Below are 18,023 nucleotides of genomic sequence, written 5' to 3' on the forward strand. Positions count from 1 at the left end.
TCAAGGCCGCTGCCGTTATAGCGGACCCGCCGGCGAGGGCGCGGCGGCGGTGTCGGGCCTGTGCCCCGGCAGGCAGTAGCGCCCTTCGCGGTACGCCCAACTGGGCCATAGCGCATGCGCCAGCGCCTCGGTGGCCAGCTCGGGGTTCAGGGCAACGGGCGCATAGTCTTCCGGCGCGGTGTAGCGGTACTGCACCGGCGTCTTGTTGGGAGCCAGCACCAGCAGGTCGTTTTCCTTCAGATACCCGTAGGTGTTGTCGTACTGCATGATGGCCCGGCCCGGGGTGCTGCGCGTCAGGTCGTGGCCGATCATCGGGTGCTCGGTGTCCACACCTATCAAGGACAGCAGGGTGGGGGGCAGGTCGATCTGGCTGATCAGCCGGTCGTCGCGGCGCGCGTCAATGCCCGCGCCCAGGATCACGGCGGGAATATGGAAGTGGCGCACGGGTACCAGGCTGGCGCCGAACACGCGCGAGTCATGGTCGGCCGCCACCAGGAACACGGTGTTCTCCCAATACGGCGAGGCCTTGGCGCGTTCAAAGAACTGGCCCAGCGCCCAATCCGCATAACGCACCGTGTTTTCCACGGTGGCCGGGTTGCCTTCGGTCTGGATGCGCCCGGCGGGGTATTCCCAAGGGGAGTGGTTCGATACGCTGAAGGCCAGCGTGAAGGTGGGCTTGTCGCCGTCTTCGCGCAGCAGGCGGTCAAGCTGATTGAACATGTCTTCGTCCGAGGCGCCCCAGGTGCCCACGAAGGCGGGGTTGACGAAGTCGGCGCGGTCAACGATTTGCTTGAAGCCGTTGCCCAGGAAGAAGCCCTTCATGTTGTCAAAGTGCGATTCGCCGCCATAGATGAAGCGCGAATGGTAGCCATGGCGCCCCAGCAGGTCGGCCAGCGAGAAAAAGCCGCGTTGCGAGCGAGGCAGCTTCAAGACGGCTTGGGCCGGCGTCGGCAGAAAGCCGGTGGTCACCGCTTCCAGCCCGCGCACGGAACGGGTGCCGGTGGCGTAGGCGCGGGTAAAGGTCCAGGCCTTGGCGGCCAGCGCATCGAGTTCCGGCGTCAGGTTGGCGCCGCCCAGCGCCGCGCTGTACTGCGCGCCCAGGCTTTCTTCCAGGATGATCACCAGATTCAGCGGGCGCGCCGTCTTGCGCGTGGCAGGCTGGCGATGCAGGCTGGGGTAGTCGGGGTTGGCCGGCGGGTTGGGCAGCCCGGACTGCGCCAGCACCCGCTCATGCATCTTGGCTTCGTCCATGCCGCCGTAAACCGCCGACGCCGACTTTTCGTTCTTCATGCTGTAGACGGCGTAGAACACGTTGTATAGCGAGTTCAACGCCAGCGTGTTGAGCATGCCGTCCGAACAATAGGCCACTGACGACGGGTTGATGGGGCGGTGGCTCAGTGTGCCGCGAATGGCAAGAATGACGACGGCCAGGATAACGAAGCCGGCTATCGGCATTTGCCACCACGCAAGCTGCGCGTCGGGTTGGGCATGGCCGAACAGATTGAATGCGCCCCACCCAATGACGGCCAGCGCGCCCAAGCCGCCCAGCAGCGCCAGCTTGTAGCCGCGCCAAAGCATGCCAGAGACTTCGCGCGGATGCTTCAGATATTCAACGAACAGGCGGTTAGGGCGCGAGTCGTATTCCAGGATGAAAGGCGGCGAGGCCACTTCCAGGAACGCCAGCAGGATGAAGGCGACCAGATACCAGTAGCCGGCAATCGTCGCGGCAATGGGAAAGTGGCCAAGAAAGGGCGACAACACCGCTGGCAAGGCGGCCAGCACGGCAATCTGGTGCGCGTCGATGCGCAGCCCGCCCAGCAACAAGGGGAACAGGCCGCCAGCATTGCGCACGCGCTGCCACTGCCAGGCGGCCAGCGCCAAGCGGCTAAGCGTCAGTAGCGCAAACGCCGCCACCACAAAAATCAAGGTTGAATGCCGCATGGGGCCTCCAGGTTGTTCGAAACGGCCGAAGCCATTTCGCTTTGTAACTACGCTGCGGCCCGTCCGCCACGCCAGGCACGCCGCATGCTGCGTGCAGACGCGACGGCAAGCGTATCGCCCCTTAAACCCGCGACCTTCATCTGGAAAGATCCGCACACATTATGGGGCCGGCAAGCTTAATCCTGCTGTTTGGCCGCGATACCCTTGATGGTAACGAGCGCCAGCGGCGGCAGGCTGGCCATAACGCCAAGGATGATAACCATGACGCGAACAAGAAAAATAGCGATCGGGATTGTAGGGGCTATGGCCCTCATCGTGCTGGTGTTGGTGGTGGTGATCGCTACCTTTGATTGGAACCGCGCCAAGCCCATGATCAACGAACGCGCCAGCGCCGCCATCGGGCGGCCTTTCGCCATCAATGGCGACCTGAGCGTCGAATGGGGGCGCGAGCCCACCGAGGGCGGATGGCGCGCCTGGGTGCCATGGCCGCACGTCGTTGCCAACGATATCTCCGTGGGCAATGCGCCATGGGCAAAGGCGCCGCATTTCGCCACGCTCAAGCGCGGCGAATTCAGCTTGGCGCCATTGCCGCTGCTGCGCCAGCGCGTGGTCATCCGCAAGATCCAGTTGACCGAGCCCGCCGCCGATCTGGAACGGCTGGCCGATGGCCGCGCCAACTGGGTCTTCACCCTGCCCGAGTCTGGTGAGCCGTCGCCCTGGGTGCTGGATATCAACGAGATCGGGTTCGACAAGGGCCGGGTCGGCTATGTCGACGAAGTCCTCAAGGCGGACTTGACGGTGCTGGTGGATCCCTTGGGCAAACCCGTGCCTTTCGCGGATGTGGCCGGCGCCGCCTTCGTGCCCCAGGACGGGCAGGCGCCCGCGCCCCGCGACTATGTCTTTGGCTGGAAGGTGGACGGCAAATTCAAGGGACTGGCGACGCAGGGCGAAGGCAAGGTCGGCGGCATGCTGGCCATGCAGGATCCCAAGCAACCCTTTCCCGTGCAGGCCGACGTGTCCGTGGGCGGCACCAAGGCCTCGGTCACCGGCACCCTGACCGACCCCGCCAACCTGGGCGCGCTGGACCTGCGTCTGCAACTTGCCGGCGCGTCCATGGCGCAGTTGTACCCGCTGACCGGCGTCACGCTGCCCGATACACCGCCGTATTCCACCGATGGGCACCTGGTGGCCAGGCTGAAGAATCCCGGTGGCGCGGTGTTCGACTACAAGGACTTCAATGGCAAGGTCGGCAATAGCGACCTGCACGGCGACATCACGTTTGCCCTGGGCGCACCCCGGCCCAAGCTCACCGGCAAGCTGGTTTCCACGCAACTGCGCATGGTGGACCTGGGCCCGCTGATCGGGGTGCCGGCCGACGGCACGAAGGCAGCCCCGGCGGACCAGTCCAAGGACGCACCGGCCAAGCCCAAGGGCGGCAAGGTGCTGCCCACGCAGGCGTTCCGCACCGACCGCTGGCGCGACATGGACGCCGACGTTGAATTGAATGCGGGGCGCATCGTTCACGACAGCAAGCTGCCCTTGTCCGATTTGTCGGTGCATGCGGTGCTTCAGGACGGCAAGCTGACGCTGGACCCGTTCCGCTTCGGCATCGCCGGCGGCACCATTGGCGGCACCATCAAGCTGGACGGCGCGCGCGAAGTCATGGACGGGCGCGTGGACCTGCGCGCGCGCCGCCTGCGGCTCAAGCAACTGTTCCCGGCCACCGAAGCCATGCAGAAAACACTGGGTGAACTCAATGGCGACATGGCCGTCAGCGGCACCGGCAATTCGGTGGCGGCGCTGTTGGGCACGGCTACCGGCGACGTCAAGATGCTGGTCAACGACGGCGTCATCAGCCGCAGCCTGATGGAGATTGCCGGCTTGAACGTGGCCAACTACGTGGTCTCAAAATTGTTTGGCGACGACGAAGTCAACATCAACTGCGGTGCTGCCGACCTTGCCATGAAGAACGGCGTGATGACGCCGCGCGTGTTCGTATTCGACACCGAAAATGCCTTGGTCAGCATCAGCGGCAACGCCGACTTCAAGAACGAAAAGATGGACCTGGACATCACGCCCGACAGCAAGGGCTTCCGCATCTTTTCCCTGCGCTCTCCCTTGTACGTGCGCGGCACCTTTGGCGACCCTGATGTGGGCGTGCATGTGGGGCCACTGGCCGCGCGTGGCGCGGGCATGGTGGCGCTGGGCGTGTTGCTGACGCCCGCGGCAGGCTTGCTGGCGCTGATCGCGCCCAGCACAAACGACGAGAATACCTGCGGACCGTTGCTGGAACAGATGCGCAAGCCGCCGGCCGCATCCGCGCCCAAGGGCAAATAGCCGGCTTGCGGGTCGCCTGTCAGGCTGGGTGCAAGCCGCATCGTGCGGTCTTGGGGCTATGCGTCCGGCGTCACCCGCCGCACGCCCTCGGGCGCTGTGTCGTCGGCGGCACAGACGGCGTCGCGGCCGTGGTTCTTGGCGTGATAAAGCGCTTGGTCCGCGCGTTGGCAGACCGCTTCCAGTGTGGCGCCATGGTCGGGAAAGCGCGCCACGCCCACCGATATCGTGATGCGCGATGCAATGGCGTCGGGCATTTGCTGCGTGGCAGTGCGATGGCGCAGGCGCTCGGCCGCCGCCGCCGCGGATCGTAGCGATGCGCCCGGCATCAGCATGACGAACTCTTCGCCACCGGCGCGCGCCAGCGTGTCTCCCGCGCGCGAGCCTTCGCTCATGACGGCGGCCAACGCCTGCAACGCGCGGTCCCCAGCCGTGTGGCCAAAACGGTCATTGATGGATTTAAAGCGGTCAACGTCGACGGCCAGCACGGCCACGGGCGATCCTTCCGCTTGCAGCAGCGCCATGGCCTCATCCAGGCCTCGGCGGTTTAACAGACCCGTCAGCGTATCCGTGGTGCTTTCGCGGCGCAGGTCTCGTATCTTGTGATGAATCGGCGCCAGACCGATGAGCAACGCGCGCTTGAGCTCGGCCGCTTCAAAATACCAGGACCGCACGCCGCGCAGGCTGTCGGCGGAATCCGGGTCCTGCATGCGGCGGGCAATGCTGGCCAGCTCGCCAAGCGGACGCACAATCCAGCCCGACAACACCCAGATCGTGGCGATGGACAGGAGCAGCAAGGGCAGTGTGTTGCGGGCCGTGGCGATCAACAGGTCGGCCAAGGGCTGCAAGGTGCTGGTCACGGGCCGTTCCGCGATGATGCTCCAGCCGGTGCTGGGCACCGGGGCATAGCCGGCCAGGATGTCATTGCCCTGGGCGTCCGTATAGCGCTTTTCGCCGGTTTCTCCACGGCGCGCGGCAGCAGAGCTTTCGTTGTCGGGCGCTTTTTGGCCAAGCAGCCTGCGGTTTGGGTGATAGATCAATACGCCATTGCGATCCATCACGTAAAGATAGGAATCGTCTCGGTAAAAGTGCTTGTCCAGCAGACGATCCAGCACGTTGTCTTCATGCAGGTACAGCGAGCCGGCGATATAACCCAGGTAGCGGTAGTCGCGCGAGAAAATCGGATGCGAATACAGGATCAGCCAGCGGCCGTTGTTGGCCTGGTAGGGTTCGCTGATGGCGGGCTGCTGCGTGCGGATCGCCTGCTGAGACGCCTCGCTGGCCAGTTGCAGCCCCAGCAGGTTCGGGTTGGCCGATGACACCGCGATCACCTTGCCGGTGGGTGACACCACCATGCTGGAATTGAAGTGCCCAAGTTGCGCTTGCTGCCGCTGCGTTTCCACGGCCATCAATTCCGGTTGGGATTCCATGTCGGTCAGTGCGTCGGCGCTATACGCCAGGTAGCGTCGCAGGTCCGCCAGGAACAGGTCGGTGGTGATGGCAAGCTTGGACGCGTAGGCGCGGTTGACCTCCAGCGCGTTGTGCAGCAAAAGATCGCGTTGCACCAGATAACTGGCATGCAGCCCGCCCGCCAGCACCAATACCACCGACAGCAAACAGATCCACAGGATCAGGCGCCGAAGGTCAAGGCGGAACATCGCGGTATCCGTCAGGAACGGGCGTTGCCGGCCGGCGGGACGCCCGACGGCGGGCGGCTGCCCGTCAGCGCGTCCCAAGCGCACATGGCCTGGCGCGCCACGGATTGCAGCGTCTTGCGGCTGGCGCCATCGCGCGCCTGGATCGACATGCCATGCAGCACGGTCGTGTAGAAGGCCGCCAGGCCCTTCAAGTCTGTGTCGGCAGGCAACTCGCCGCTATCGATGCCTGCCGTCAAACGGGCGTGAATGCGGCTTTGCATTTCGCGGCGGTTATCACAGAGGAATCCGCCGACGCTGTCGTGGTGCTCGCTGCCGGACGGCGCGCCCAACACGATCATGCAGCCGGGCGGGGTGCCGGGGGCGGTATAGCGTTCGGCCGCCGACATCAGCATGGCCTGGATGCCATCGCGCGCGGTGGCGCCGTCTTGCAGTGCGCGCCGCGACGACCCGCCCGCTGTGTCGCGGTACAGCGCCACGGCTTCGCGGAATAGTCCTTCTTTTGAGCCGAATGCGCCGTATAGGCTGGGCGAGTTGATCCCCATCGCCTCCGTCAAATCCGCAAGCGATGCGCCTTCATATCCCTTCGACCAGAAAACCTCCATGGCCTTTTGCAAGGCCTGGTCCCGGTCGAAGTTCCGGGGACGCCCACGTTCTGCCATGGCGGGATTTTACCCGCGACGCCTATTTTGTGTTGATCGATAAAAAATTGTTGACGAAAGAAATCGTGTGCGGCGATGATATTTGTATCGATCACTACAAATTAAGGATTCAGCATGGGCAACTTGAACGGCAACGTGGCATTCGTAACGGGCGGCAGCCGCGGCATCGGCGCGGCCATCGTGCGGCGCCTGGCCGCTGACGGCGCCAACGTGGCCTTCACCTACGTCAGCGCGTCTTCCGCCGACACGGCGCAAGCACTGGCCCGAGAACTGTCGGTGGACGGACGCCGGGTTGTCGCCATTCAGGCAGACGCCGAAGATGCTCTGGCAGTAAGACAAGCGGTAGAGCAGGCCATCGACGCACTGGGCCCGGTGGCTGTGCTGGTCAACAACGCAGGCATCTTTGTCACCGGCGGCATCGGCGACACCAGCCTGGACGACTACGAGCGCACCATGAACATCAATGTGCGCGCACCCTTCGTCGCCATTCGCACCGCGCAAGCATCCATGCCGGACGGCGGGCGCATCATCAGCATCGGCAGTTGCCTGGCCGAGCGCGCGGGCCGCCCGGGCGTGGCGCTGTATGCGGCCAGCAAGTCCGCGCTGATCGGCCTGAGCCAAGGCCTGGCGCGCGACCTGGGCCCGCGCGGCATCACCGTCAACGTGGTCCACCCCGGCCCGATCAATACCGACATGAATCCCGCGAACGGCGAACGCGCAGGCGATCTGGTCGCCGTGCTGTCCCTGCCGCACTACGGCGAACCGCGCGACATCGCCGGCATGGTGTCGTTTCTGGCGGGCCCCGATGGGCGGTATGTGACGGGGGCAAGCCTGTCGGTGGACGGCGGATACGCCGCCTGATGTCACGGAGATGAAAGTTTTTTGCGTGTGACTTGCACAAACAAAAAAACCTACATATAATCTTGCTTCTTCGCACTGCACACACAACGAAACGCAGCCAGCGGCACCGGATACCGATCGCAAATATCGACTAACCGGCGCAGTTGAAAACGAATTGAAGTGGCGTGAATTGCAGGGCTGTTAGCTCAGTTGGTAGAGCAGCGGACTCTTAATCCGTAGGTCGAGTGTTCGAGCCACTCACAGCCCACCAGAATTTCAAAGGCCGTTAACGAGCAATCGTTAACGGCCTTTTTGTTTTCCGCGTTGCATCCAAAAAACACGGTCCCAGCCCCTGCTCCTACTCCGACGCATCCCCCTGACTCTTCCCCACCATCCCCTTCAGCACCTGGCCAAGCTCGGTGGGAAAGGGAAACACGATGGTGGAGTTGTTCTGCGCGCCGATCATGGCCAGGGTGCTCAGGTAGCGCAACTGCATGGCTTCGGGCTGCTGCGCCAGCGTGCGGGCGGCGTTCAGCAGCATCTGGGCGGCTTGTTCTTCACCTTCGGCGTGGATGATCTTGGCGCGCCGTTCGCGTTCGGCCTCGGCCTGGCGGGCGATGACGCGGATCATGCTTTCATTCAGGTCGATGTGCTTGATCTCCACGTTCGCCATCTTGATGCCCCAGGCGTCGGTCTGAGCGTCCAGGATCTCTTGCACGTCGTTGTTCAACTTGTCGCGCTCCGACAGCATTTCGTCCAGGTCATGCTTGCCCAGGACCGAGCGCAGGGTCGTCTGCGCCAGTTCACTGGTGGCTTGCCGGAAGTTCTCTACCTGGATCACGGAACGTTCCGGATCAATGACGCGAAAGTAGATGACGGCATTCACTTTGACCGAGACGTTGTCGCGCGAGATGACGTCTTGGCTGGGCACGTCGAAGACGCTCATGCGCTGGTCCACGCGCACCATTTGCTGGATCACCGGAACCATCAGGATCAGGCCAGGGCCTTTGACGCCGGTGAAGCGGCCCAGCGTGAAGATCACGCCGCGCTCGTATTCGCGCAGGATCCGGATGGATAGGGCAAAGATGCCGATTATCAGGACAACGATGGGGCCGTAGAAGGCGAGTTGCGTAAACATGGCAGGCTCCTGAAAAAGTGTGGATGTGGGCGTCGAACCGTCATCCTCCCTGGGCAGGCTCGGATGGGCGAAGAGGGGGGGCCGCCAGCACATGCAAGGTCACGCCGTGCACGGCCGCGATCACGACCGTGTCGCCTGGCGCCAGGCCTGCTGGGCCAACCGCGCGCCAGCGTTCTCCGGCCGCGGCTACATGGCCTTGTTCCCCTTCCCAGCTAAGCACTTTGATGCGCTGCCCGATCAGCGCTTCGGCGCCGCTGACGATCGGCGCGCGGCGCGAGCGCAGCGCCAGTCGGGCGATCAGGAACGTCATCCCCAGGCTTGCCACGGCTACGCCCGTCACCAGGGGTAGCGATACCTCGTAGGCAGGGGCATCCGTGTCCACCAGCAAAAGGGAACCCAGCACGAAGGAAATCGCGCCGCCTATCCCCAGGATGCCGATTGATGGGGTGAATATTTCCGCCACCATGAGCACGGCGCCCAGCAAGACCAGGGCGAGTCCGGCATAGGTCAGCGGCAGCGCCGACAAGGCATAGAGACCGACCAGCAGGCATATCGTGCCGACGACGCCGGGATATAGCGCTCCGGGGTTCATGAACTCGAATATCAGGCCGTATACGCCCACCATCAACAGCATGAGCGCCAGGTTGGGATTGGTGATGACGCTTAGCACGCGGGTGCGCCAATCGGGTTCTCTGTGCTGCACGCGCAGCCCCTTGGTTTGCAGCACGGTATCGGTGTTGCCGACCTTGACGGTGCGTCCGTCGGCCTGGTCCAGCAGGCTCGGGATGTCGTCGGCGATCAGGTCAACCACCTTCTGCGCGTGGGCGTCTCTGGCTGATAGGCTGGCCGCTGAACGCACGGCGTCTTCCGCCCAGTCGGCATTGCGTCCGCGCAAGGCGGCCAGAGAACGGATGTAGGCGACGGCGTCGTTCACGGCCTTGGATTCACTGGCGTCCTTGGGGGGCGCTGCGCGTGGTTTGCGTTCGGCTTGCTCCGCCGCGGACTTGTCGCCAGGCTTGTCGGCGGACTTATCAGCGGACTTGTCAGCGGAACCCGGATCCTTCTCGGCCGGCTTGGAAAAGCCTCCGCCCAACGCAACGGGCGTGGCGGCCCCCAGATTCGTTGCGGGGGCCATTGCCGCGATATGGCTGGCGTAAAGAATGTAGGTGCCGGCGCTGGCCGCGCGCGCGCCGTTGGGGCTGACATAGGCAAGCACCGGAACCGGCGACGCGAGTATGGCGCGGATGATCTCGCGCATCGAGACATCGAGCCCACCGGGGGTATCAATACGCAGCACCACGGCGGCGGCATTCTGTTCGTGTGCCGCCGCCAGGCCGCGAACCAGGTAATCCGCCGTGGCGGGGCCGACGATGCCGTCCAGGGACAGCACCACGGCGGATCGTGGCTGAGCGCTATCTGGCGGGGTTTCGGCCCAGGCGCTGGCGCTTGCCAACGTCCATAACAACGCGATGCCCCATAAAAGGCAGAGCATCGAAGGCGTTCGGGCCGCCGGCCGCTGAGGTCGACCAATGACCATGAGCTGGGTCCCTCCGGGGTGCATAGGGGAAATTGCTGCCTCCCATATCTATGCACGGTACTCCCATTATTGGTGCGCGGCCAATAGCGGGATATCGCAAGAGGGCGGGGCCCCGGCCCTTACCCAAACTCAAGCTGATAAAAATTTTGGCTGGCGATCAGTGTCGCGCCGCAAGACGTGCGCATGCCTTCCAGTGCGGTCATGCGATCCGAGCTGACGTTCTGCACGCCTTCCACGCTCGGCTTATGGCTTGGGCTACCGCCCGGTATTACAGATACGTGCCGTCCGGCGCGCGCCCCTCCGCCGGCGCGTTGGTCGTCACCGGCTGGTCGGGGCCTGCGCCCATGGCCTCTAAGCGCGACACCGGCATGCCCTTGTCCACCAGATAATCCCGCACCGCGTCCGCACGCGTCTGGCTCAGCGCCAGGATGGTGCTGCCGGTCTCGAATTCCACGACACGGTCGCTCAGCTGGTTGTCCAGCACATCCTGTTCGTCCTTGCTGGCCGACACACGCAGGCCGTTGACGATCTTGAGAGTGGGGTTCGGGGACGTGGCGAACCCTGGTGGTATGGCCGCGACGCGTTCACGATGAACCTGCGGCTGAATCTGCGACTGGCCACTTTCCGCACGGCGGGCGCGGGCGGCTTCGGGGGCCGCGAGATGTACGCGACGCGCGAGGACGAACTGGACGATTTCAACCGCGCGCCGTCGCAGGCGCAGATGGTGGCTGGCCGGCCCGACCCCAGGACGTGGATGGATAAGGCGGACGACTATGTGAACAGCCTGAGCTCGCGCCCCGGGTGGGCCGACATCTGGCGCTGGGTACGCAAGGACCGCAGCCAGCCCATCGAATTCACCAGCAAGCCGTGGGAAGATTCGGTGCAGTTCCAAGTTCATAATGGCTACGCGGTGTTGCGCACCGAGGTCCTGGTTGATGACGACATCTTCACCGAAGCGTTTCTCAAGGTGGAATTCTGGCCGGATCCGGAACGCATGCCGGAAGTCCGATCGCTGCCGGTGGGCGGCAATGGCACCAATCTTGTAAGAGCCGAAAATTGACAGGGCACAAGCATGAATAGCAACGAAGGTATCCAGGCGGCCGTCTATACGCGCTGGCATCAACTGTCGGTGCCTTTGGCCTTCGCATTGGCGGCCGGCAGCTTCATGCTGGTGGTGTTCAATCGGGGGCCGATCGTGCTGGCCATCGTGCTGGCGGTGCTGGGCCTGCTGGTGCCGCCGCTGGTGGCGTTCAAGGGCTTTCCCACTCGCAATGCCGTCAAGGTCACGCCCGATGGGCTGGAATTTTCACGGCGCGCCCCGATTGCCTTTGCCGACCTGAAAAGCTGGGGCACGGACGACTACCTGAAACTGATCCGCCCGGGCCTGCCGACGCTGCTGGTCAGCGCGGTGGACCTGCCTAGCCGTGAGCGCTTGCTGCGCGACTTCGAACAGGCGCTGAACGCCTGGCAACAGCGCCAGCCCGCCGGCACCGAACCCGCGCGCCGCACCCATTTCTATGGTTCCACCGGCGGCCGCATGGTGGGTGCGCTTATCACCGGCCTTGGCGTCGCGGCGGCGGTAATGGCGCTGAACATGCGCGAGCCGTCGATCTCGCTGGCGATCGTGGGCGGCCTGGGCGCGTTGTTCGGCTTGGCGATGCTGGTCGGCAGGCGGGGCTGAAGCAGGGGGCTGAACCAGGGGGCGTGCCGTCCGCCGCCAGTACAAAATGTTGCGGGTCGCGTGGCATGCCCTTGCTAGCATGGACGACGCCGGAATAACCCGGCGCACGTAGGAATCGTGGAGGTTGCCATGAACTCAAGAACAATGCTCAACCGGATGGCGGTGGTGGCGGCGGCGGGGGCCCTGCTGGCCGGCTGCGCCACGCAACAGCAAACCAATACTGCCGTGGGAACGGGCGCGGGGGCGGCGCTGGGCGCCGGCATCGGCGCGCTGATCGGGCACGGCAAGGGCGCGGCCATCGGCGCCGGCATCGGCGCGGTGGCGGGTGGCCTGGTGGGCTACAACTGGAAGGTCGTCAAGGAAGACGTGCAGAAGTCGGGCGCCTCGTCCTTGGGCATCGACGTCGTTGAAATGCCCGATGGCAGCCTGAAGGTCAACATCCCCAGCGGCGTGTCGTTCGATACCGACAAGACGCAGTTGAAGCCGGCCTTGCTGCCGGTGCTGGACAGCGTGGGGCGTTCGCTCAACCAGCATCCCGAATTGCGCGCCAAGGTGGTGGGCCACACTGACAGCACCGGTTCGCTGGCGCATAACCAGACGCTGTCGGTCAACCGCGCCAAGAGCGTGACGGACTACCTGGCCAAGCAGGGCGTGGCCGCCGGCCGCATGAGCACGGAAGGGCGCGGGCCAAACGATCCCATTGGCGACAATGCCACCGCCGAAGGGCGCGCGCTGAACCGCCGCGTGGAAATCTATCTGTACGCCGTCAAGCAATAAGGCCTGGTCATGAGCATGCTTCCTCCTGCCCGTATCGGCACCGATACCGCCGTGGCCGCCCTGACCGGATGGCAGGCCGTGGCCATGCGCGACGCGATTGAAAAGCGCTTCCGCTTTCCGAATTTCAATGCGGCATTCGGGTTCATGGTGCGCGTGGCCATGTTCGCGGAAAAGCTGAACCATCATCCAGAATGGACCAACGTCTACAACCGGGTGGACGTGACGCTGACCACGCATGACGCGGGCGGGGTGACCGAGCTGGATGTGCGCATGGCGCAGTTCATGGACGAAGCGGCGGCGCAGATGGGCGCCACGGCGCCGAAGTCCGATGCTTAGCCGCCGTCTTCCTGTGTTTGCAGATGCTCGATCAGGCGGTCGAGCATCTCTCCCAGCACCTGCTGTTCGCTGGCGTCCAGGCAGCCGAAGATCTCTTCATTGCGCTGCGCAATCAGATCGATGATGCGCTGGTATTGCGCCATGCCCGCCGGGGTGGGCGTCAGCACCACGCCGCGTCCGTCGGACGTGGACAGCGCCTTTTCAACCAGCCCGCGATCCACCAGCGCCTGCGCCGACCGGCTGGCCTGCCCCTTGTTCAGATTCGCCGCGCGCGCCAGGTCGTTGACGGACAGCGGCGCGTAGCGCCCGATCGCCGCCAGGCAGCGCGCTTCACCCAGGGGAATGCCGCAGTCTTCCAGATAGGCGCGATTCGTATCCCGGTCCGTGATCTTGTTGAGCACGTGCAGGCGATACGTCAGGAATCGTTCCAGGGCAGGCGGTTTCACGTTGGGCGGGCAGGAGTGGTGGCGGGGTAGTTTGCCACAGCGGCTTCGCCCTGGCAGGCGCTTTCCGCTTCGGCCAGCAACGCCAGCGCGGTGGCGGCGTCTGGCTGCCGGCTTAGTAGCGACAAGCCCAGTATCGATAGAAACAGCGGCGCCTGGGATTCCCCCACGCGCGTCAGCGTCTGCGCCATGCGGGTGTAGACCTGGTCAAGTTCGTCGTTGTTCATGCTTGGCCTTCCTGTGTGGCGGACTGGGCGATCAAGGGGTAATAGGGCGCCAGGGCGGCGCGCAGTAGCGCGGCTTGCGGTGCGGCCCAGCGGCCCAGCACGTAGCCATCGGGACGGATCAGGATAACGGCGCCTTCGGTGGCGTTGTAACGCTCACGCAACTGGCCGTGGGCGTCCTCCAGACCGCCATCGCCCGTGCGCAGGACGCGTAATGGGTTTGGGGCGTCTTGCGTATCGACGGCCAGGGCGTCCAGTTCGCGCGCCAGCGATGCCGAGGGCGACACCGCCAGCAGGACGAAACCTTGGCCGAAGCTCTCGCTGACATAGCAGGGCCTGCCGCCGTCGTGCAGGCGCGCGTCGGGCGCGGGTTGGCCGGGGGCGGCGGCGGGGCCGGCTTGCGGCGCGCCGTCGGGCAGGTTCAAGGGCGAGGCGTCGTAGGAAATGGGCGCGGACTGGCGCGGGTTGATCAGGGAGCGCACCGTTGCATCCACCAAGGCCAGGCGCAACGCGGCTTCGCGCATCAGGCGAAAGCCGAAGTCGGGCGGCGCCATGAATTCGGTGCTCTTGGCGCCATAGGCCAGGTTCTGGCGGGTGGCGTGGACGCGCTCGGTGCTGTAGCTGTCCAGCAGGCTGTCGGGCGCTTGGCCCTTCAAGACCCAGGCCAGCTTCCACGCCAGGTTGCCGGCGTCATCCAGGCCGGAGTTCAAGCCGCGCACGCCGAAGATCGGCACCAGGTGGCCGGCGTCTCCGGCAAACAGCACGCGTCCGTGGCGGTACTGGTTCAGCGTGAGGCATTTGGCGTTGTAGACGGAAATCCACAAGGGCTTCCACGGCGCGGTTTCGCCGATCATGTCCAGATGGCTTTGCACGCGCGGCAGCACGTTTTCAGGCTTGACGGCTTCTTCGGGGTCTTCGTCGTCGCGGATCTGGTAGTCCACCCGCCAGACGTTGCCGGGCTGGCGGTGCATCAGCAGGGTCGAACCCGGGTTGGATGGAGGGTCGAACCAGGCCAGGCGTTCCACGGGCCGGCGGGATGCCTGTTCGATGTCGACGATGACGTAGCGGCCTTCGTACTGCATGCCTTCCAGTTTCAGCCCCATGGCTTCGCGCACGGTGCTGCGTCCGCCATCGCAGGCAATCAACCAATCGGCGCGCACGGTCTGGCGCTGGCCGTCGGCGTCGATGTCGACAGTGACGCCGTCCGCGTCGGCGCGCAGGCCCGCCACGCGGGCCGACCATTGCAGGGCCGCCAATTCCGGGTGGCGCTGCATGGCCTGATGGGCGTATTCCTCGATCGAATACTGCTGGATGTTGACCATCGGCGCATAGCGCTGCAGGGGTTCGTGCGGCATTTCGAAGTGCAGCACTTCGCGGTCGCGGTAGTAGCTGCGGCCGCCGGTCCAGGGTAGCCCGGTGGCCACCAGCGGTTTGTCCGCGCCGGCCCACGCCATGATTTCCTGCGAGCGGCGCGAAATGCAGATGGCCCGGCTGCCGCTGCAATAGTCGTCGTCGGCCTCAATGGTCAGCGAGGCGATGCCGTATTCGGCCAGCAGAGCGGCCAAGGTCAGCCCGACGGGGCCTCCGCCGGCAATCAGAACGGGTACGTGTGAGGGGAGCGGCATCTTGTCTCCGTGGGATATGGTTGTTTGCGCAACTATATTCGCAAAAAGTTGCGTGCGCAACGATTTTGTTCAGATGCAAAAAAACCCGCCGAGGCGGGTTTCGGGCTAAGCGCGTCGCGCTTACTTGCGCACGTTATAGATGCGCATGGCCTGCTGTTTCTGGTTGCCATCCATCACGCGCAGCACCACCACGCGCGGGTTGAAGCCGTCGGGCAGCGTAAGCTGGCCCAACGCGTAATCGTAACGGTCGACGTTCAGGGCCGGGCCTTCCGGAGTGATCGTGGCGGCGCGCCCGTTGGGGTAGCTGCCTTCGATGGCGAAGGTGAGCGTGCCCTTGAAGGGTGCACCCGACGGCTCTTCGCGCATGACAAGCACTTGGTAATCAAGCACGCCGGTGCCGCGTTTGAAGGTGGCCGAGCGGATGCCCAGGTTGCCGCCGCGCGGGTCTGGCGGCATGGCGTCCTGGAACAGGACCAGTTCTTTGTTCAGGGTGTCGATCTTGGCGCGGGCGTCGGCCAGTTCGGCCGTCAGCTTTTCATGGCCGGCCTTGTTGGCGTCGCGCTGTTGGGTGGCTTCTTCCAATTGCGTTTGCAGGCGCTGGCGTTCCAGGTTGGACGCGCTGAGATCCGTGTGCAGGGACTCGGACTGCTCGACCGTCAGGCGTTGCGGGCCGTAATTGGTTTGCAGGAAGAGCACGCCGCCCGCACCCAGGGCAATTCCCACCAGAAGCAGGACAAGCCAGCGCGGCAGGCGCCGCGTGCGCTGGCCGGGTTGGTATACGGAGGGCTTGAACACGGCCCGTTGCGATCTTCCAAACATCCCCATTCCTAGAAAACTTCCTGTGTATGTGCTGGTCCACCGCAGGGTGTGCCCGCGGGTGCCAAAGCGTCAGAGAATACCCCGTTAGCCGGGGCGCTTGGGTGCGCGGAAAATCCTGGTTGCGCACCTTGATATTGTGAAATATGTGAGCGTCAGCGTGTCGCTGCGAGAAGCTCCGCGTCCAGGTCGGCAAGCCGTTGCGGCGTGCCGACATCGGTCCATCGGCCATTATGGTGCGCGCCGTGCACCAGGTTCCGGCCCATTGCTAGCCTGAGCAAAGGCGCCAGGGGCGCCGCCGTGCCGCGCTGGACATCCGCGAACAACGAGGGATGGTAGACGCCGATGCCTGCATAGGTCAAACGCGGGTCGCCGTTGGCATGCAGGCCGCCGTCCGACGACAGCCGGAAATCTCCGGTCGGGTGCTGGACCGGGTTGTTCACCATCAGCAGCCAGGCGCCGCCGTCGGGCACGCCGGCCGCCAAGGCCGGGGCCTGTGCGGGATTCCAGTCGCACCAGACGTCGCCGTTCATGACCAGAAAGGGCGCGTTGCCCAGCAGGGGCAGCGCCTGCGCGATGCCGCCGGCGGTTTCCAGCGCAGTGCCTTCGGCGGAATAGCGGATCCGCATGCCGAAGGCGGCGCCGTCGCCCAAGGCGCGTTCGATCTCGTGGCCCAGCCAGGCATGGTTGATGATGACATCCTGGAACCCGGCCGCGGCCAGGCGCTCCAGGTGCCAGACGATCAGGGGCTTGCCGCCCACCGCCAGCAGGGGCTTGGGCAGGTGGTCGGTCAAGGGGCGCATGCGTTCGCCGCGGCCCGCGGCAAGAATCATGGCCCGCATCAGAACGTGTACCCCACGCTGACCTGGCGGTCGTCCAGCTTGTCCAGCAGGCGCAGCAAGGGCGTGAAGACGCCGTAGCGCTGGGCCACCTGGCGCACGTAACCGTTCACGCGCGGCATGTGGGCCAGGTAATGCGTTTTGCCGTCGCGGTGGTTCAGGCGGGCGAACACGCCCAGGATGCGCAGGTTGCGCTGCAAGCCCATCCATTCATAGGCGCGGTGGAAGTCCGCGAAGTCGGCATCGACGGGCAAGCCCGCGGCGCGCGCCATTTCCCAATAGCGGATGGCCCAGTCCAATTGCTGCGGTTCTTCCCAGGTGGTGCGGGCGTCGGTCACCAATGACGCCAGGTCATAGGTGATGGGGCCGGCCAGCGCGTCCTGGAAATCGATGACGCCCGGGTTGGGGCCATATTGAGGCTGATCGCACACCATCAGGTTGGGGGAGTGGAAGTCGCGGTGCACCAGCACCTGCGCCTGGCCGCCGTTGCTGGCCGACAGCAGGGCGAAGATCTTTTCCAGGGCGTTAGCGGTTTTGTCGTCCAGCGCCACCCCATGGTGCTTGTTCACGTACCACTCGGGAAAGAGGGTGAGCTCGTCGGCCAGGCGAGGGGTGTCGTAGGTGGCCAGGCCGGTGGTGGCCGCTTGTTGCAGGCGGACCAGCGCGGCCAGCGCTTCGCGGTACATCGTTTGAAGCTGGCTGTCGGACAGGCCGGCCTGAATGCGCTGGTAGTAGGTCTGTTCGCCCAGGTCGGACAGCAGCAGCAGGCCCTGGTCAAGATTCTGTGCCAGCACCTTGGGCACGTTCAGGCCGGCGTCGGCCAGCAACTGGCCCACGTGCAGGAAGGGGCGGCAGTCTTCGTGCGCGGGGGGCGCGTCCATGACAATCAGGGTGCGGTCGCCAGCGTCCAGCCTGAAGTAGCGGCGGAAACTGGCGTCGGCGGAGGCCGGGCGCAGCGAGTCCACGGCCAGGTTCAAGGTGGCGGGCAGGCTATCCAGCCAGTTGCGGATCTGCGCCAGGCGGGGGTCGTGATCGTTTTTCAAGGATGATCCGTGTCAGAAGGGCAAGATTGCTGAAATTTGCGTTCGGCGCACATAAGGCTGGGCGTATGGCGCGGCTTCTCTATAATACCGGCTCGATTCCACCGGCATCGGCGGTTCTTTGCCGTCGGTGCC

At 64.8% G+C, this 18,023-nt stretch carries 18 protein-coding genes and 1 tRNA gene; 7 read left to right on the forward strand and 12 right to left on the reverse strand.

The window, feature by feature from the left end:
- Positions 1-15: 15 nt before the first annotated feature.
- Positions 16-1,941 (reverse strand): LTA synthase family protein, encoded by a 1,926-nt coding sequence (locus tag ELS24_RS04875; RefSeq protein ID WP_127183553.1) that lies wholly within the window; start codon positions 1,939-1,941, stop codon positions 16-18.
- A 261-nt stretch (positions 1,942-2,202) separates the two neighbouring features.
- Here ELS24_RS04875 and ELS24_RS04880 point away from each other — a divergent pair, with 261 nt between their 5' ends.
- The gene (locus ELS24_RS04880) at positions 2,203-4,278 is read left to right on the forward strand and encodes an AsmA family protein (RefSeq protein WP_127183554.1); all 2,076 of its coding nucleotides are present in this window, start codon (positions 2,203-2,205) and stop codon (positions 4,276-4,278) included.
- Between the two features lie 56 nt (positions 4,279-4,334).
- Here the strand turns inward: ELS24_RS04880 and ELS24_RS04885 are convergent, their stop codons facing one another.
- Together ELS24_RS04885 and ELS24_RS04890 are read right to left on the reverse strand one after the other, a co-directional pair.
- Positions 4,335-5,933 carry a sensor domain-containing diguanylate cyclase gene (locus ELS24_RS04885; protein ID WP_127183555.1) on the reverse strand — a complete coding sequence of 533 codons (1,599 nt, stop codon included), beginning with the start codon at positions 5,931-5,933 and terminating at the stop codon, positions 4,335-4,337.
- An 11-nt stretch (positions 5,934-5,944) separates the two neighbouring features.
- Positions 5,945-6,592 (reverse strand): TetR/AcrR family transcriptional regulator, encoded by a 648-nt coding sequence (locus ELS24_RS04890; RefSeq protein WP_050447551.1) that lies wholly within the window; start codon positions 6,590-6,592, stop codon positions 5,945-5,947.
- Between the two features lie 114 nt (positions 6,593-6,706).
- On the opposite strand from ELS24_RS04890, the gene ELS24_RS04895 reads away from it, so the two are divergent.
- Positions 6,707-7,453 (forward strand): 3-oxoacyl-ACP reductase family protein, encoded by a 747-nt coding sequence (locus ELS24_RS04895; RefSeq protein ID WP_127183556.1) that lies wholly within the window; start codon positions 6,707-6,709, stop codon positions 7,451-7,453.
- 174 nt (positions 7,454-7,627) lie between these two features.
- Positions 7,628-7,703, forward strand: a tRNA-Lys gene (locus tag ELS24_RS04900).
- Between the two features lie 87 nt (positions 7,704-7,790).
- Here ELS24_RS04900 and ELS24_RS04905 read toward each other — a convergent pair.
- The 3 genes from ELS24_RS04905 to ELS24_RS31205 form a co-directional block, all read right to left on the reverse strand.
- Positions 7,791-8,570, reverse strand: a complete 780-nt coding sequence (locus ELS24_RS04905) for a slipin family protein (protein WP_050447530.1) — start codon at positions 8,568-8,570, stop codon at positions 7,791-7,793.
- 40 nt (positions 8,571-8,610) lie between these two features.
- The gene (locus ELS24_RS04910; protein WP_428839680.1) at positions 8,611-10,107 is read right to left on the reverse strand and encodes an NfeD family protein; all 1,497 of its coding nucleotides are present in this window, start codon (positions 10,105-10,107) and stop codon (positions 8,611-8,613) included.
- Positions 10,108-10,375: 268 nt separating this feature from the next.
- Positions 10,376-10,618, reverse strand: coding sequence for an OmpA family protein (locus tag ELS24_RS31205; RefSeq protein WP_240669453.1), 243 nt, complete (start codon positions 10,616-10,618; stop codon positions 10,376-10,378).
- A 78-nt stretch (positions 10,619-10,696) separates the two neighbouring features.
- Here ELS24_RS31205 and ELS24_RS31210 point away from each other — a divergent pair, with 78 nt between their 5' ends.
- The 4 genes from ELS24_RS31210 to ELS24_RS04935 all read left to right on the forward strand — a co-directional run bounded on the left by ELS24_RS31210 (position 10,697) and on the right by ELS24_RS04935 (position 12,901).
- Positions 10,697-11,167 (forward strand): hypothetical protein, encoded by a 471-nt coding sequence (locus ELS24_RS31210; protein WP_240669455.1) that lies wholly within the window; start codon positions 10,697-10,699, stop codon positions 11,165-11,167.
- Positions 11,168-11,179: 12 nt separating this feature from the next.
- The gene (locus tag ELS24_RS04925; protein WP_050447526.1) at positions 11,180-11,788 is read left to right on the forward strand and encodes a hypothetical protein; all 609 of its coding nucleotides are present in this window, start codon (positions 11,180-11,182) and stop codon (positions 11,786-11,788) included.
- Positions 11,789-11,917: 129 nt separating this feature from the next.
- A complete protein-coding gene (locus ELS24_RS04930) occupies positions 11,918-12,565 on the forward strand; it encodes an OmpA family protein (protein WP_127183558.1) in 648 nt (215 codons plus the stop codon).
- Positions 12,566-12,574: 9 nt separating this feature from the next.
- Positions 12,575-12,901: a 4a-hydroxytetrahydrobiopterin dehydratase gene (locus ELS24_RS04935; RefSeq protein ID WP_127183559.1), complete on the forward strand. Its 327-nt coding sequence runs from the start codon at positions 12,575-12,577 to the stop codon at positions 12,899-12,901.
- Here ELS24_RS04935 and ELS24_RS04940 read toward each other — a convergent pair.
- The 6 genes from ELS24_RS04940 to ELS24_RS04965 form a co-directional block, all read right to left on the reverse strand.
- Positions 12,898-13,347 (reverse strand): MarR family winged helix-turn-helix transcriptional regulator, encoded by a 450-nt coding sequence (locus tag ELS24_RS04940; protein ID WP_050447523.1) that lies wholly within the window; start codon positions 13,345-13,347, stop codon positions 12,898-12,900. The two genes, ELS24_RS04935 and ELS24_RS04940, sit on opposite strands and share 4 nt — an antisense overlap.
- Positions 13,344-13,571 (reverse strand): hypothetical protein, encoded by a 228-nt coding sequence (locus ELS24_RS04945; RefSeq protein WP_050447522.1) that lies wholly within the window; start codon positions 13,569-13,571, stop codon positions 13,344-13,346. Before ELS24_RS04945 ends, ELS24_RS04940 begins: the two co-directional genes overlap by 4 nt.
- Positions 13,568-15,193, reverse strand: a complete 1,626-nt coding sequence (locus ELS24_RS04950) for an FAD-dependent monooxygenase (RefSeq protein WP_127183560.1) — start codon at positions 15,191-15,193, stop codon at positions 13,568-13,570. Before ELS24_RS04950 ends, ELS24_RS04945 begins: the two co-directional genes overlap by 4 nt.
- A gap of 120 nt (positions 15,194-15,313) precedes the next feature.
- The gene (locus ELS24_RS04955; protein ID WP_127183561.1) at positions 15,314-16,012 is read right to left on the reverse strand and encodes a DUF6776 family protein; all 699 of its coding nucleotides are present in this window, start codon (positions 16,010-16,012) and stop codon (positions 15,314-15,316) included.
- Between the two features lie 152 nt (positions 16,013-16,164).
- A complete protein-coding gene (murU, locus tag ELS24_RS04960) occupies positions 16,165-16,851 on the reverse strand; it encodes an N-acetylmuramate alpha-1-phosphate uridylyltransferase MurU (RefSeq protein ID WP_127183562.1) in 687 nt (228 codons plus the stop codon).
- Complete coding sequence (locus tag ELS24_RS04965; protein WP_050447516.1) at positions 16,851-17,891, reverse strand: aminoglycoside phosphotransferase family protein; 1,041 nt, start codon at positions 17,889-17,891, stop codon at positions 16,851-16,853. The genes murU and ELS24_RS04965 overlap by 1 nt, the downstream gene beginning before the upstream one ends.
- Positions 17,892-18,023 lie beyond the last annotated feature (132 nt).

Origin of the sequence: Achromobacter spanius, from assembly GCF_003994415.1 — a bacterium.
GTDB lineage: Bacteria > Pseudomonadota > Gammaproteobacteria > Burkholderiales > Burkholderiaceae_B > Achromobacter > Achromobacter spanius_C.

What these genes read in the sequence shown, in the direction of transcription:
- ELS24_RS04885 (WP_127183555.1), bottom strand. Translation starts at nt 5,933, where the DNA reads ATGTTCCGCCTTGACCTTCGGCGCCTGATCCTGTGGATCTGTTTGCTG.
- ELS24_RS04905 (WP_050447530.1), bottom strand. Translation starts at nt 8,570, where the DNA reads ATGTTTACGCAACTCGCCTTCTACGGCCCCATCGTTGTCCTGATAATC.
- ELS24_RS04880 (WP_127183554.1), top strand. Translation starts at nt 2,203, where the DNA reads ATGACGCGAACAAGAAAAATAGCGATCGGGATTGTAGGGGCTATGGCC.
- ELS24_RS04930 (WP_127183558.1), top strand. Translation starts at nt 11,918, where the DNA reads ATGAACTCAAGAACAATGCTCAACCGGATGGCGGTGGTGGCGGCGGCG.
- ELS24_RS04910 (WP_428839680.1), bottom strand. Translation starts at nt 10,107, where the DNA reads ATGGTCATTGGTCGACCTCAGCGGCCGGCGGCCCGAACGCCTTCGATG.
- ELS24_RS04945 (WP_050447522.1), bottom strand. Translation starts at nt 13,571, where the DNA reads ATGAACAACGACGAACTTGACCAGGTCTACACCCGCATGGCGCAGACG.
- ELS24_RS31210 (WP_240669455.1), top strand. Translation starts at nt 10,697, where the DNA reads ATGAACCTGCGGCTGAATCTGCGACTGGCCACTTTCCGCACGGCGGGC.
- ELS24_RS04890 (WP_050447551.1), bottom strand. Translation starts at nt 6,592, where the DNA reads ATGGCAGAACGTGGGCGTCCCCGGAACTTCGACCGGGACCAGGCCTTG.
- ELS24_RS04895 (WP_127183556.1), top strand. Translation starts at nt 6,707, where the DNA reads ATGGGCAACTTGAACGGCAACGTGGCATTCGTAACGGGCGGCAGCCGC.
- ELS24_RS04950 (WP_127183560.1), bottom strand. Translation starts at nt 15,193, where the DNA reads ATGCCGCTCCCCTCACACGTACCCGTTCTGATTGCCGGCGGAGGCCCC.
- murU (WP_127183562.1), bottom strand. Translation starts at nt 16,851, where the DNA reads ATGCGGGCCATGATTCTTGCCGCGGGCCGCGGCGAACGCATGCGCCCC.
- ELS24_RS04925 (WP_050447526.1), top strand. Translation starts at nt 11,180, where the DNA reads ATGAATAGCAACGAAGGTATCCAGGCGGCCGTCTATACGCGCTGGCAT.
- ELS24_RS04955 (WP_127183561.1), bottom strand. Translation starts at nt 16,012, where the DNA reads ATGTTTGGAAGATCGCAACGGGCCGTGTTCAAGCCCTCCGTATACCAA.
- ELS24_RS04935 (WP_127183559.1), top strand. Translation starts at nt 12,575, where the DNA reads ATGAGCATGCTTCCTCCTGCCCGTATCGGCACCGATACCGCCGTGGCC.
- ELS24_RS04875 (WP_127183553.1), bottom strand. Translation starts at nt 1,941, where the DNA reads ATGCGGCATTCAACCTTGATTTTTGTGGTGGCGGCGTTTGCGCTACTG.